Source organism: Kitasatospora griseola (assembly GCF_014648555.1).
In the GTDB taxonomy this organism is placed as follows: Bacteria; Actinomycetota; Actinomycetes; order Streptomycetales; family Streptomycetaceae; genus Kitasatospora; species Kitasatospora griseola.
Map to the genome: position 1 here is coordinate 336,183 of NZ_BMRI01000001.1, position 13,228 is coordinate 349,410.

Below are 13,228 nucleotides of genomic sequence, written 5' to 3' on the forward strand. Positions count from 1 at the left end.
GGCGTCAGAGCGCGCCGACGGCGGCCAGGTACTCCTGGGTGTCGCGGGCGTCCGGGAGGCCGTTGACGATGCTCCAGCGGACCACGCCCTCCTTGTCGATCACGAAGGTGCCGCGCACCGCGCAGCCCTTCTCCTCGTTGAAGACGCCGTAGGCGCGGGCGACCTCGCCGTGCGGCCAGAAGTCCGACAGCAGCGGGTACTCAAGGCCCTGCTGGTCGCCGAACACCCGCAGCGAGAACGGCGAGTCGGCGGAGACGGCGAGCACCTGCACCTCGTCGTTCTGCAGGCGCGGCAGCTCCTTCTGGATCTCGCAGACCTCGCCGGTGCAGACGCCGGTGAAGGCGAACGGGTAGAAGACCACGACGACGTTCTTCTCGCCGCGGAAGTCGGACAGCTTCACCGACTCGCCGTGCTGGTTCTTCAGCTCGAAGTCGGGGGCCTGGGCGCCGATCTCGATGGCCATGGTGGAACCTTCCTGCCGGGACGTGATGGTGCGGGCAGGGGAATCTTCGCATCCGCGCGCGCCCGTTCGGCCGTTCGGGGGAGACGTCGGGCCGTTCGACGTACCGTTCAGCCCTGAGCGAACACGGTGGCGGAGCGACGCACGCGGGCCCCGGCGGAGGGACTCCGCCGGGGCCCGCGTCACGATTCGAAGCTCAGCGCTTGCCGGTCTTCGAGGCCTTCGGGGTGGCCAGGCGGGTGCCCGCCCAGTCCTTGGCGATCGCCACCGAGCTGGTCTGCGACAGGCCCGCGGTCTTCGCGGCGTCGGCGATCTCGTGCGCCTCGACGTGCCCGTCACGGCCGGTCTTCGGCGTCAGCAGCCAGATCAGACCGCCCTCCGCCAGGTACTCCAGGGCGTCGACCAGGACGTCGGTGAGATCCCCGTCCTCGTCGCGGTGCCACAGCAGGACGCCGTCGGCGACGTCGTCGTAGTCCTCGTCGACGAGCTCGGTGCCAGTGATGTCCTCGATGCCCTCGCGGAGCTCCTGGTCACTGTCGTCGTCGTACCCGAGCTCCTGAATGATCTGGCCCTCTTCGAAGCCCAGACGAAGCGCCGGGTTGGACTTGTCCGCGGGGTCCGCGGTCGCGCTCACGGGAATAACCTCCAGTATTCGGCTCGGCATCCATGCCGAGGCTGTGGCCGTAGTCCACACGGGAGCGGCGGTTCGCGCAAGTACCCGACCCCCGATCCCACCCAAAGGTTGACGCGTCGAGGGCCGACACGCCGCCCTCCGTGTGGCCAATCGCACCGAAATGTCCGTATCCGTACCGGACCAGGACACTTCGTCTCCCACCCTCGCACAGGCCGTACGCCTGCCCGAGATGCGAACGGCATTCGGGCCAGCCCCGTGTGCGGGCGTAAAGTCTTCTGTTGGCCCTCACCCCGACCGGCGGCCATCCACCGACCGGGGTCCCAGGTCGGACCACCTCCTGACCGTACCGCCCAACCGGCGGAACGGTTACCGATCGGTAGAGATGACGGATCTCCGAACGCGGTAGCACGATGGAGGCGGCGCGACAACTCAGTTTCGACCGACAGTGAAGGAACAGCGTGGCTTCCGGATCCGATCGCAACCCGATCATCATTGGCGGCCTCCCGAGCCAGGTCCCGGACTTCGATCCCGAGGAGACCGCGGAGTGGCTGGAGTCGCTTGACGCTGCCATCGACGAGCGTGGGCGCGAGCGTGCCCGCTACCTGATGCTGCGGCTGATCGAGCGCGCCCGTGAAAAGCGTGTCGCCGTGCCCGAGATGCGCAGCACGGACTACGTCAACACCATCGCCACCAAGGACGAGCCGTTCTTCCCCGGCAACGAGGAGATCGAGCGCAAGATCCTCAACGCGACGCGCTGGAACGCGGCCGTCATGGTCTCCCGCGCCCAGCGCCCGGGAATCGGCGTCGGCGGCCACATCGCCACCTTCGCCTCCTCCGCGTCGCTGTACGACGTGGGCTTCAACTACTTCTTCCGCGGCAAGGACGCCGACGGCGAGTCCGGCGACCAGGTGTTCTTCCAGGGTCACGCCTCGCCGGGCATCTACGCCCGCGCCTTCCTGCTGGACCGACTGACCGAGCAGCAGCTCGACGCGTTCCGCCAGGAGAAGTCCAAGGCGCCGTACGGCCTCTCCAGCTACCCGCACCCGCGGCTGATGCCGGACTTCTGGGAGTTCCCGACCGTCTCGATGGGCCTCGGCCCGCTCGGCGCGATCTACCAGGCCCGGATGAACCGCTACCTGGAGCACCGCGGCATCAAGGACACCTCCGACTCGCAGGTGTACGCCTTCCTCGGCGACGGCGAGATGGACGAGCCCGAGTCGCTCGGCCAGCTGTCCCTGGCCGCCCGCGAGGGCCTGGACAACCTGACCTTCGTGGTCAACTGCAACCTGCAGCGCCTGGACGGCCCGGTCCGCGGCAACGGCAAGATCATCCAGGAGCTGGAGTCGCAGTTCCGCGGCGCCGGCTGGAACGTCATCAAGCTGGTCTGGGACCGCACCTGGGACCCGCTGCTGGCCCAGGACCGCGACGGCGTCCTGGTCAACAAGCTGAACACCACCCCGGACGGCCAGTTCCAGACCTACGCCACCGAGTCCGGCGCGTACATCCGCGAGCACTTCTTCGGCGGCGACCTGCGCCTGCGCGCCATGGTCGAGAACATGACGGACCACCAGATCCAGCACCTGGGCCGCGGCGGCCACGACCACCGCAAGGTCTACGCCGCGTTCAAGGCCGCCCGCGAGCACAAGGGCCAGCCGACCGTCATCCTGGCGCAGACCGTCAAGGGCTGGACGCTGGGCCCCAACTTCGAGGGCCGCAACGCCACCCACCAGATGAAGAAGCTGACGGTCGAGGACCTGAAGCGCTTCCGCGACCGGCTGCACCTGCCGATCACCGACAAGCAGCTCGACGAGGGCTACCCGCCCTACTACCACCCGGGCCGCAACTCGGAAGAGATCCAGTACATGCACGACCGCCGCGAGGAGCTCGGCGGCTACGTGCCCACCCGCAAGGTCCGCCCGCGCAAGCTCGAACTCCCGGGCGACGACGCGTACAAGGCGGTCAAGAAGGGCTCCGGCAACCAGACCATCGCCACCACCATGGCGTTCGTCCGGGTGCTCAAGGACCTGATGCGGGACAAGGGCATCGGCAACCGCTTCGTGCCGATCGCGCCGGACGAGTACCGCACCTTCGGCATGGACTCGCTCTTCCCGTCCGCCAAGATCTACAACCCGCTCGGCCAGACCTACGAGTCGGTCGACCGCGAGCTGCTGCTGGCGTACAAGGAGTCCCCGTCCGGCCAGATGCTGCACGACGGCATCTCCGAGGCCGGCTGCACCGCCTCGCTGATCGCCGCCGGCTCGTCCTACGCGACGCACGGCGAACCGCTGATCCCGGTCTACGTCTTCTACTCGATGTTCGGGTTCCAGCGCACCGGCGACCAGTTCTGGCAGATGGCCGACCAGCTGGCCCGCGGCTTCGTGATCGGCGCCACCGCCGGCCGCACCACGCTGACCGGCGAGGGCCTGCAGCACGCCGACGGCCACTCGCAGCTGCTGGCCTCCACCAACCCCGGTGTGGTCGCCTACGACCCGGCCTACGGGTACGAGATCGCCCACATCGTCCAGGACGGTCTGCGCCGCATGTACGGCTCCTCCGCCGAGCACCCGCACGGCGAGGACGTCTTCTACTACATGACCGTCTACAACGAGCCCATCAAGATGCCGGCCGAGCCGGAGGGCGTCGACGTCGACGGCATCCTCAAGGGCATCTACAAGCTCTCCGAGGGCGCCGCCGGCCAGATCCCCGCCCAGCTGCTCGCCTCCGGCGTGGCGGTGCCGTGGGCGCTGGAGGCGCAGCGCATCCTCGCCGAGGAGTGGAACGTCAAGGCGGACGTCTGGTCGGCCACCTCCTGGAACGAGCTGCGCCGCGACGCCGTCGAGGCGGAGGAGTTCAACCTCCTCCACCCGGAGGAGCCGCAGCGCGTCCCGTACGTGACCTCCAAGCTCTCCGGGGCCGAGGGTCCGTTCGTGGCCGTCTCCGACTGGATGCGCGCCGTCCCGGACCAGATCGCCCGCTGGATCCCCGGCCAGTACCAGTCCCTGGGCGCCGACGGCTTCGGCTTCGCCGACACCCGCGGCGCGGCCCGGCGCTTCTTCCACATCGACGCCCAGTCGATCGTCCTGGCCACCCTCACCGAGCTGGCCAAGCAGGGCAAGATCGACCGCTCGGTCCTCAAGTCCGCGATCGACCGCTACCAGCTGCTCGACGTGGCCGCGGCCGAGCCGGGTGCCGCGGGCGGCGACGCCTAAGCGCTAGCCGCTCCACCTGCTCCACCACAAAGATCCGCCCGAGGACGGGAGTTCCGTTCTCGGGCGGATCTTTGCGTTCGCGCGTGGTTGCTCGCGCAGTTCCCCGCGCCCCTGACGGGGCGCGGGCGACCGCACGTCAGATGTGGACTGCCGGACCGGCCTCGTTCGCGCCGCGCTTGGTGAGCAGGCCGAGGCCCGCTGCCGCGAGGGCGACGACGGAGGCGACGGTGAAGGCCACGCCCATGCCGCTGACGAAGGAGGAGTGGACGGCGTCCGCGATGCCGGTGACGACCTGCTGGGGGGTGCCCTCCGGCAGCGGCGGGGCGATGCCGAGCTGCGCGGCCTGCTTGAGCTGCTCGCCCTGCTCGCCGTCCGGGAACGGCACACCGGTGGCGGCCCACTTGCCGGGCAGCGCGCTGGTGACCTTGGAGGCCATCACCGCGCCGAGCACGGCGGTGCCGAGGCTGCCGCCGACCTGCATCGCGGCCTGCTGGAGGCCGCCGGCCACGCCGGCCAGCTCCAGCGGGGCGTTGCCGACGATGACCTCGGTGGCGCCGACCATGACGGGGCTGAGGCCGAGGCCCATCAGCAGGAACCAGAGCGACATGACGCCGTTGCCGGAGTGGATGTCCAGGGTGGACATGCCGAGCATCGCGCCGGTGGTGAGCAGCATGCCGCCGACGATCGGGATGCGCGGGCCGACCTTCCCGATCAGGAAGCCGGCCACCGGGGCGCCGACGATCATCATGCCGGTCATCGGCAGCAGGTGGACGCCGGCGTCGACCGGGGCCATCCCGTGGACGTTCTGCAGGTAGAAGGTCACGAAGAAGATGCCGCCGAAGAACGCGAACGCCATCAGCACCATCAGCAGGGTGCCGGCCGACAGCGGGACCGAGCGAAACAGGGCGAGCGGGACGAGCGGTTCCTTGGCGAAGTTCTGCCAGACCGCGAACGCCACCAGGGCGAGCACCGCGCCGCCGAGGAAGAGCAGCGTGGCGGGGTCGCCCCAGCCCCAGGTGGGGGCCTTGATGATGCCCCAGACCAGCATGAACATCGCGCCGGAGAGCAGCACGATGCCGGGGATGTCGAAGGACTTGGCGGCCTTCTCGGAGCGCACGTCCTTGAGGATCAGCACGCCCAGGAGCACCGCGACGACGCCGACCGGGACGTTGATGTAGAAGACCGACTCCCAGTTGACGTGCTCGACCAGCAGGCCGCCGACGATCGGGCCGGCCGCGGTGGAGGCGCCGATGACGCCGCCCCAGATGCCGATCGCCATGTTGAGCTTCTCGGCGGGGAAGGCCCCGCGCAGCAGGCCGAGCGCGGCGGGCTGGAGCAGCGCGCCGAACAGGCCCTGCAGGACGCGGAAGAAGATCACCTGCTGGATCGAGCCGGCGAAGCCGATCGCGGCGGAGGTGGCGGCGAAGCCGACCGCGCCGACCAGGAAGGTGGACTTGTGGCCGAACCGGTCGCCGATCTTGCCGGCGGTGATCAGGAAGACCGCCAGGGCCAGCAGGTAGCCGGAGGTGACCCACTGGATGTCGGCGGGGCTGGCCTTCAGGTCGGTCTGGATCGCCGGGTTGGCGATGGCGACGACGGTGCCGTCGAGGGCGACCATCATGACGCCGACGGCGACGGTGAGCAGGGTCAGCCAGGGGTGTCCCCGCAGCTTCCCTCCGGCGGCCGGGGCCGCTTCCTTGTCGATGACGACGGACTGGCTCATGGCTCGGGACATCCCCGTTCGTATGGTGTGACGAGAGAGCGGCTCAGCCATTATGTCAGTCGCTGACAATCGACAAGCGGTGACTCGTGTCACTTGATGACAAGTGGCAGACCGCTATCGTTGAACCATGGCCACCCCCGTCTCCGCCGTCCACCCGCACTCCGCTGGCCTGCGCGAACGCAAGAAGCAGAAGACCCGCGACGCGCTGGTCGACGCGGCCCACCGGCTGTTCCTGCAGCAGGGCTACGCGAAGACCACGGTCGACGAGATCGCGGCCTCGGTGGAGGTCTCCCAGCGCACCTTCTTCCGGTACTTCGCCAACAAGGAGGAGGTCGCCCTGGCGGTGCTGGCCGACGCCGAGGAGACCTTCCTGGAGCTGCTGCGCGGCCGGCCCGCCGCGGAGAGCCCGCTGGAGGCGATGCGCGGCGCGGTCCGGCAGGTGTGGCACTCGCTCGACCAGGGCCGGGTCGCCGAACGCGGCACCGTCACGGGCGCGCTGGAACTCTTCGAACTGATCGAGTCCACCCCCACCCTGCTCGCCGCCCACCTGCGGCACACCCTGCACCAGGAGGTCGAGGTGGCCCGGGTCCTCGCCGACCGCGAGGGCCTCGACCCGGCGGTCGACCTGCGCCCCCGGCTGCTCGCCGCCGTGTTCGGCACCGTGGTGCGGCTCTCCCACCTGTCGTACGCCGCCGCGCCCGACCAGCACGGCCATTGCATGGACGGCATGCTGTCCCTGATCGAGCGCCACTTCGACCAGCTCGGACCGGCGCTGGCCGGCTCCTGGCGCTGACCCCGGGCCCCGGTAGTACTGCGGTATCAGGGCCGCGCCCGACCGGAGTATGAGGACACCGGCCCCACCTCGGCCTACTCTCGGGCCGGTGACCACCTGGAAGACCTTCCTCAGCGCCCTCGTCGAGCCCGTCCCGAGCAACCGGCCGCCGCTGGCCGGCGCCCAAAGAGCATGGGTCCGGGCGCTGCCCTTCGTGGTGGTGCTGGCCATGATCGGTGCGCTGCTGCCCACCGGCATCGTCGCGCTGACCAGGTTCTACGGGGTGAACGGGGGCCTCGCCGCCGCACTGGCCACCGTCCAGGCCGGGGCGCTGGCACTGGCGCTGGTCCGACCGCTGACCGCCTGGCAGCTGGTGGCGCCGTCGGTGCTGGTCGGCGCGATCGTCACCCACGGCGAGGCCGCCACCCAGGCCTGGCCGTGGCCGGTCACCACCCTGCTGAGCTACCTGTTCCTGATGGTGTTCCTGGCGATCCGGGAACGCGGACGGACCCTGCTCGCCGTCTGGGCGGTCACCTTCGTCGGCAACAGCCTCAGCTGGTCCGTCTTCGCCGACTACTTCGACGGCACCTCGGTGGTGGTCACCGCGCTCTCCGGGGTGATCCTGCTGCTCGGCTGGAGCCTGCGCGGCCGCGGCGAGGCACGACGGCTGCTCGCCGCCCAGGAGCAGATCTCCGAGACCGAACGCGCCCGGCGCACCCTGCTGGAGGAGCGCGCCCGGATCGCCCGCGAGCTGCACGACGTGGTCGCCCACCACATGTCGGTGATCGCCGTCCAGGCCGACAGCGCCCCGTACCGGATCGAGGGCCTGCCCGAGCCCGCCGTCGCCGAGTTCGGGCAGATCGCCACCGCCGCCCGCGGTTCGCTCACCGAGATGCGCCGCCTGCTCGGGGTGCTCCGGGCCGCCGAGACCGAGGCCGACAAGGCCCCGCAGCCCGGCCTCGCCGACCTGCCGGGCCTGCTCGCCACCGTGGCCCAGGCCGGCGTCCGCGCCGAGCTCGACCTCGCCGACGACGTCCGGGAGCTCGACCCCGTCCCCGAGGCCGTCGGCCTGTCCGCGTACCGGATCGTCCAGGAGGCGCTGGCCAACGTCGTCCGGCACGCGCCCGGCGCCACCGCCCGGGTCCGGGTCGCGGCGGCCGACGGCGCGCTCACCGTGGACGTCGAGAACGACCCGGCGCCCGGCAGGGCCCCCGCCGTCGAGACGTCCGCCTCCACCGGGCACGGTCTGACCGGAATGCGCGAGCGCGTCCGGCTGCTGGCTGGCACCCTGGACACCGGCCCGACCGCCGACGGCGGCTACCGGGTCGCCGCCGTCCTGCCGATCGACCGCCCCGCCACGGCGGTTGACGCCGCCCCAGGGGAGAACACCGCATGACCATCCGCGTCCTCATCGTCGACGACCAGGCGATGGTCCGGGCCGGCTTCGCCGCCCTGCTCAACGCGCAGGCCGACATCGACGTGGTCGGCGACGCCGCGAACGGCCGCCAGGCGCTGGAGGTCAGCGGGCACACCCACCCCGATGTGGTCCTGATGGACGTCCGGATGCCCGAGATGGACGGCCTCGAAGCCGCCCGCCGCCTCCTCGACCCCCCGCCCGGCACCGTCCACCGCCCGCGCGTCCTGATGCTCACCACCTTCGACGTCGACGACTACGTCTACGAGGCCCTCCGCGCCGGTGCCTCCGGCTTCCTGCTCAAGGACGCCCCGCCGGCCGACCTCATCACCGCCGTCCGGGTGGTCGCCGCTGGCGACGCACTCCTCGCCCCGTCCGTCACCCGCCGCCTGATCGCCGACTTCGCCCGGAACCGCCCCACCCCCCGCCGCGACCCCCGGCTCCGCCTCAACGGCCTCACCCCGCGCGAGACCGAAGTCCTCGAACTCATCGCCCGCGGCCTCTCCAACCAGGAGATCGCCGCCCACCTGGTCCTCGCCGAACAGACCGTCAAGACCCACATCGGCCGCATCCTCGCCAAGCTCGACCTCCGCGACCGCGCCCAGGCAGTCGTCCTGGCCTACGAGAGCGGCCTGGTCCAGCCCGGCGGATAGGGGCTCGCGAAACCAGCGCTCCCGCTGGTCCCGCTCCCACCCCGGTATGACTCCCCGCTTGGCTCCGCAGGTTGACGCCCCCTCGGTCACCCCCTTCCTACCTTCCTCCCTGTTGCCGAACGGGAGGAGGAAGCGGTGCTGTCGCGTCTGCGTCGGAAGACGGCTGTTGCGGGGTTGGTGCTGGCGGCGGTGCTGGGGGTGGGGTCGTGGGCGTCGGCGGACGCGCAGACGCCGCTGACGGGGCCGCCGCCGGGGTCCGCGGAGTGGGTGGCGGACGGCGGGCTGGGGGTGCGGCTGCCGGATCCGGCGAAGGCCTCGCCGGCGGAAGTGGCGGCGTTCTTCTCGGGGTTGACGCCCGAGCAGCAGCGGCAGCTCGCGTTCCGGCACCCCCAGGTGGTCGGGAACCTGGACGGCGCGCCGATCGATCTCCGCTACCTGGCGAACTCGCTCGCCGTCGCCCAGGAGGGCGCCCGTGAGCAGTCCCGCGCCGACAACCCGGCGCTGACCGCGGAAGAGCGCGAACTGGCCGCGCAGCACGCCGCCCGCTGCCGCGAGCTGGCCGGCCGCCGGCTCCTGGCGTTCGATCCCCGCGGCCGCGGCCAACTCGCCGAGGTCTTCGGCGACCTGGCGCACGACACCCGCACCGCCGTCCTGGTGCCCGGCTCGGACGTCGACCTCAAAACCGCCGACCGGCTCGCCGTGATGGCGAAGGCGCTGCGTGCCGCGAGCGGCGAGAAGGTCGCCGTGGTGGCGTGGGTGGGGTACACCACGCCGGTCGGGGTGGGGATGGACGCGGCCCGGGAGGAGCTCGCCCGGGCGGGGGCGTCACGGCTGGGGCGGCTGGTGGCGGGGCTGGCCCCGGTGACCGGGCCGGTGACGCTGTTCTGCCACAGCTACGGCTCCGTGGTGTGCGGACGGTCCGCGCCGGATCCGGCGCAGGTCGCGGGGCTGGTGGTGCTCGCCTCGCCGGGCCTGGGCCTGGATCGGGCGGACGAGGTGCGGGTGCCGGTGTGGGCGGTGGCCCGCAACCCGGAGGACTGGATCTCGAACGTCCCGAACGTCTCGTTCCTCGGGTTCGGGCACGGCGCCGACCCGACGTCCCCCGGCTTCGGCGCCCGGCTGCTGCCGTCGACGGGTTCGCACGGCCACAGCGACTACTTCGCCCCCGGTTCGGCCTCGCTGGCGGCGTTCGCCGCCCTCGCCGCGACCGGCTCCCCCACCACCGCCTGACGATCTGTCGAGGAGACGTCCGATGCTGCCTGTTTCCGTTCGTCGCGCCGCGGCGACCGTCGATGCCAAGACCCCCGCCACCCGTGACCGCGCGCTGGACGGCCTGCGCGCCGTCGCCCTGCTCTCGGTGCCGCTGGGCCACTGGCTGCTCGGCGGGTTCACCGTCTCCGACGACGTGCTGCACAACGCGAGCCCGCTGGCGGCGCTGTCGTTCATGGCGCCGCTGAGCTGGGTGCTGCAGATGCTGGGGGTGTTCTTCCTGGTCGGCGGCCGGGCGTCGGCGCTGTCGCTGCGGCGGTCGGCCGAGCGCGGGGTGGGCGCCGGGGAGTGGCTGCGCGGCCGGGTGCTGCGGCTGGCCCGGCCGGTGCTGGGGGTGGCCGCGGTGTGGGCGGCGCTGATCCCGGTGCTGCGCGGGCTGGGGGTGCCGGCGGACACGGTGCGGACGGGGGCGGTGCTGATGGTGCAGCCGCTCTGGTACATCGCGATGTACCTGGTGCTGACGGCGCTCACCCCGCTGTGCGTCAGGTTCGGTGCCTGGAGCCGGGGTTGGGCCTCGGCGGCGCTGCTGGCGGCCGTCGCGGCGGTGGACCTGCTGCGGTACGGGCCGTGGGGCGCGTCGATGCCGGGGTGGTTGAGCCTGCTGAACCTGCTGCCGGGCTGGCTGTTCGCCTACCAGTTGGGCGTGGACTGGGCGCACGGCCGGATCTCCCGGGCCGGGGCGTGGCTGACGGCGCTCGGCGGGGCGGCGCTGTTCGCGGTGCTGCTGCTGGTGTTCCACTACCCGGCGAGCATGGTGGGCGTGCCGGGCGCGGCCCGCACCAACTCGCACCCGCCGTCCCTGCTGGTGCTGGCGCTGGCCTCGGTGCAGGGCGGCGCGGCGATGCTGCTGAAGGACCGGCTGGGCCGGGCGCTGCGTCGGCCGCTGCTGTGGCTGCCGGTGGTGGTGGTCAACCTGGGCGCGATGACGATCTTCTGCTGGCACCAGACCGCGATGTTCCTGACCGCGCTGGCCGGCTCGCACCTGGGCGCGGTGCCCGGTCTGACCACCGCCCCGGACTCCGGCCTGTGGGCGCTCGCCCGGCTGGCCTGGCTGCCGGTGTTCGCGGTGGTGCTGGCGCTGATCGGCCGCTGGGCCCGGCGCTTCGACGGCCCGTGGCGGTCCCGCGCCTGGCGGGCGGCGGCCACGGCGGGCGCGGCGCTGTTCGCGGTGTACGCGTTCGGCGCGGTCTGACGCCACGTCAATCCGTCGACGCGTCATCACCCGCTCCCTGTCGGTGCGGGGCCCTACCCTGGCGGCCATGGCGACCTTCGACGAACTGATCGCGCTGGCGCTGCGGCTGCCGCAGGCGCACCGGGAGACCACCTGGGAGCAGGAGACGTTCCGGGTGGGCCGGAAGATCTTCGCGATGGGCCACCCGGAGTCCGGGCAGGTCTCGGTGAAGGCCACGGTCTCCGAGCAGGCCGAACTGATCGCCGCCGCGCCCGAGGTGTACTCGGTGGCCCCGTACACCGGCCGGTTCGGCTGGGTGCGGGTGCAACTCGCCCGGGTGGAGCCGGAGGAGCTGCGCGAGCTGCTCACCGAGGCGTGGCGCTCGATCGCCCCGAAACGCGTCCGGGAGGGGTACGAGGGGTAGCGTCCGGGGGAATGTGACGCGGAACACTGTTTGCTCCCTGCCCGGCGCGTCTGCCGCCCTCTAGTCTGGCTGACTAGTAGTTGGCAGTCGTAGCACCATCGGGCCCGTCCCGCTGCGATGTCCCGGCCCGAGGGAGTGGACGCCATGCACCGCAGGCGGGTCAAGCGGATCCTGATCGGCGTGTTCGCGGGCTGCGCGGCGCTGGTGGACGCCGGGGCCGCGGTCGCCCAGGCCACCGCGTCCAGTGAGCAGCTGGCCATCACCACCCCGCCCGCAGGCAGCGCCGCCTGGGTCGCCGACGGCACCTTCGGCCGCGCCCTGCCGGACCCGGCGACCGCCGACCCGGCCGCCGTGGCCGCCTTCTTCGCCTCGCTGACGAAGGCCGACCTCGACCGGCTGATCCTCGAATACCCGCTGGTGGTCGGCAACTTGGACGGCGCGCCGCCGGCCGTCCGGTACCGGGCCAACCGGGAGGCGGTCGCCGCCGAACGCGACCGGGCCCGGCAGCGTGCCGAGGACCGCACCCTGGACCCGGCCGCCCGCGCGCTGGCCGTCTCCCGCGCCAACGACTCCGAGGCGCTGCTCGCCCCCGGCCGGCAGATCCTGGCCTTCGACCCGCGCGGCCGTGGCCTGGTCACCGAGGTCTACGGCGACCTGGCGAGCGCCCAGCGGGTCGCCGTCCTGGTGCCCGGCTCGGACGCCGACCTCGGCCACTTCGACCAGGCCGTCGAACCGCTCCGCTCCCCCGCCGGCATGGGCCGCGCCCTGTACGCCGAGGAGCGCGCCCAGGCCCCCGGCACCCGCACCGCGGTGGTCGCCTGGACCGGCTACGTCACCCCGCAGGGCCTCGGCCCGGACGCCGCCACCTCCCGGCTCGCCGAGGCCGCCGCGCCGCGCCTGGAGCGGCTGCTCGCCGGCCTGCGGCAGACCAGCCGGCCGGAGGCGCCGCCCGCGCTGCTCTGCCACTCCTACGGCTCGGTGGTGTGCGGCGCCGCCGCGCCGTCCGTGCACGGCGCGCAGCCCACCGACCTGGTGGCGTTCGGCAGCCCCGGGATGGGCGTCGAGTCGGCCGCCGAACTCGGCATCGGCGTCCAGGTCTGGGCGGCCCGCAACCCCGGCGACTGGATCGGCAACGTGCCGTACCTGGAGGTCGGCGGCCTCGGCCACGGCGCCGACCCGACCACCCAGGCGTTCGGCGCGACGGCCGTCTCCTCATCGGGCGCCAGCGGCCACAACGGCTACCTGGCCGAGGGCACCGCCAGCCGGCACAACTTCGCCGCGATCGCCCTCGGCCACTACAGCGACGTCAGCCGCTCGGTGACCTTCGGAAACTGACGACTCGTCAGATCTCGCGGGCGTCCGAGGTGTTGCTCATGTCCGCGTAGCGGGTGCCCTGCACCCGGCCGCCGATCAGGTCCAGCTCGGCCAGCTCCTCCGCCGTCAGCTTCAGCGCGGCGGCCGCGGCGTTCTCCTCCAGCCGGCTGCGCTTGCGGGTGCCC

The 13,228-nt window shown here is 72.3% G+C and carries 11 protein-coding genes and 1 pseudogene; 8 read left to right on the forward strand and 4 right to left on the reverse strand.

Annotated elements, in window-relative coordinates; genetic code table 11:
* Nucleotides 1–4: 4 nt before the first annotated feature.
* Complete coding sequence (locus IEZ12_RS01510; protein WP_043913812.1) at nucleotides 5–463, reverse strand: peroxiredoxin; 459 nt, start codon at nucleotides 461–463, stop codon at nucleotides 5–7.
* 193 nt (nucleotides 464–656) lie between these two features.
* Nucleotides 657–1,094, reverse strand: coding sequence for a DUF3052 domain-containing protein (locus IEZ12_RS01515; protein WP_043913813.1), 438 nt, complete (start codon nucleotides 1,092–1,094; stop codon nucleotides 657–659).
* A 458-nt stretch (nucleotides 1,095–1,552) separates the two neighbouring features.
* On the opposite strand from IEZ12_RS01515, the gene aceE reads away from it, so the two are divergent.
* The gene (gene aceE, locus IEZ12_RS01520) at nucleotides 1,553–4,303 is read left to right on the forward strand and encodes a pyruvate dehydrogenase (acetyl-transferring), homodimeric type (RefSeq protein WP_189270386.1); all 2,751 of its coding nucleotides are present in this window, start codon (nucleotides 1,553–1,555) and stop codon (nucleotides 4,301–4,303) included.
* Between the two features lie 136 nt (nucleotides 4,304–4,439).
* Here aceE and IEZ12_RS01525 read toward each other — a convergent pair whose 3' ends face one another.
* Nucleotides 4,440–6,026, reverse strand: coding sequence for an MFS transporter (locus tag IEZ12_RS01525; RefSeq protein ID WP_100585781.1), 1,587 nt, complete (start codon nucleotides 6,024–6,026; stop codon nucleotides 4,440–4,442).
* A 127-nt stretch (nucleotides 6,027–6,153) separates the two neighbouring features.
* Here IEZ12_RS01525 and IEZ12_RS01530 point away from each other — a divergent pair, with 127 nt between their 5' ends.
* The 7 genes from IEZ12_RS01530 to IEZ12_RS01560 all read left to right on the forward strand — a co-directional run bounded on the left by IEZ12_RS01530 (nucleotide 6,154) and on the right by IEZ12_RS01560 (nucleotide 13,064).
* The gene (locus tag IEZ12_RS01530; RefSeq protein ID WP_043913817.1) at nucleotides 6,154–6,819 is read left to right on the forward strand and encodes a TetR/AcrR family transcriptional regulator; all 666 of its coding nucleotides are present in this window, start codon (nucleotides 6,154–6,156) and stop codon (nucleotides 6,817–6,819) included.
* 88 nt (nucleotides 6,820–6,907) lie between these two features.
* On the forward strand, nucleotides 6,908–8,194 hold the full coding sequence (locus IEZ12_RS01535) for a sensor histidine kinase (protein WP_229847136.1): 1,287 nt from the start codon (nucleotides 6,908–6,910) through the stop codon (nucleotides 8,192–8,194).
* Nucleotides 8,191–8,865: a response regulator gene (locus IEZ12_RS01540; protein WP_189270388.1), complete on the forward strand. Its 675-nt coding sequence runs from the start codon at nucleotides 8,191–8,193 to the stop codon at nucleotides 8,863–8,865. Before IEZ12_RS01535 ends, IEZ12_RS01540 begins: the two co-directional genes overlap by 4 nt.
* 135 nt (nucleotides 8,866–9,000) lie before the next feature.
* Complete coding sequence (locus IEZ12_RS01545; RefSeq protein WP_189270389.1) at nucleotides 9,001–10,095, forward strand: alpha/beta hydrolase; 1,095 nt, start codon at nucleotides 9,001–9,003, stop codon at nucleotides 10,093–10,095.
* Nucleotides 10,096–10,117: 22 nt separating this feature from the next.
* Nucleotides 10,118–11,326 (forward strand): acyltransferase family protein, encoded by a 1,209-nt coding sequence (locus IEZ12_RS01550; protein WP_189270390.1) that lies wholly within the window; start codon nucleotides 10,118–10,120, stop codon nucleotides 11,324–11,326.
* Between the two features lie 67 nt (nucleotides 11,327–11,393).
* The gene (locus IEZ12_RS01555) at nucleotides 11,394–11,729 is read left to right on the forward strand and encodes an MmcQ/YjbR family DNA-binding protein (protein ID WP_189270391.1); all 336 of its coding nucleotides are present in this window, start codon (nucleotides 11,394–11,396) and stop codon (nucleotides 11,727–11,729) included.
* A 144-nt stretch (nucleotides 11,730–11,873) separates the two neighbouring features.
* Nucleotides 11,874–13,064 carry an alpha/beta hydrolase gene (locus tag IEZ12_RS01560; protein ID WP_189270392.1) on the forward strand — a complete coding sequence of 397 codons (1,191 nt, stop codon included), beginning with the start codon at nucleotides 11,874–11,876 and terminating at the stop codon, nucleotides 13,062–13,064.
* 7 nt (nucleotides 13,065–13,071) lie between these two features.
* Here IEZ12_RS01560 and IEZ12_RS37540 read toward each other — a convergent pair.
* A pseudogene (locus IEZ12_RS37540) lies at nucleotides 13,072–13,228 on the reverse strand (aldo/keto reductase); the annotation flags it as partial.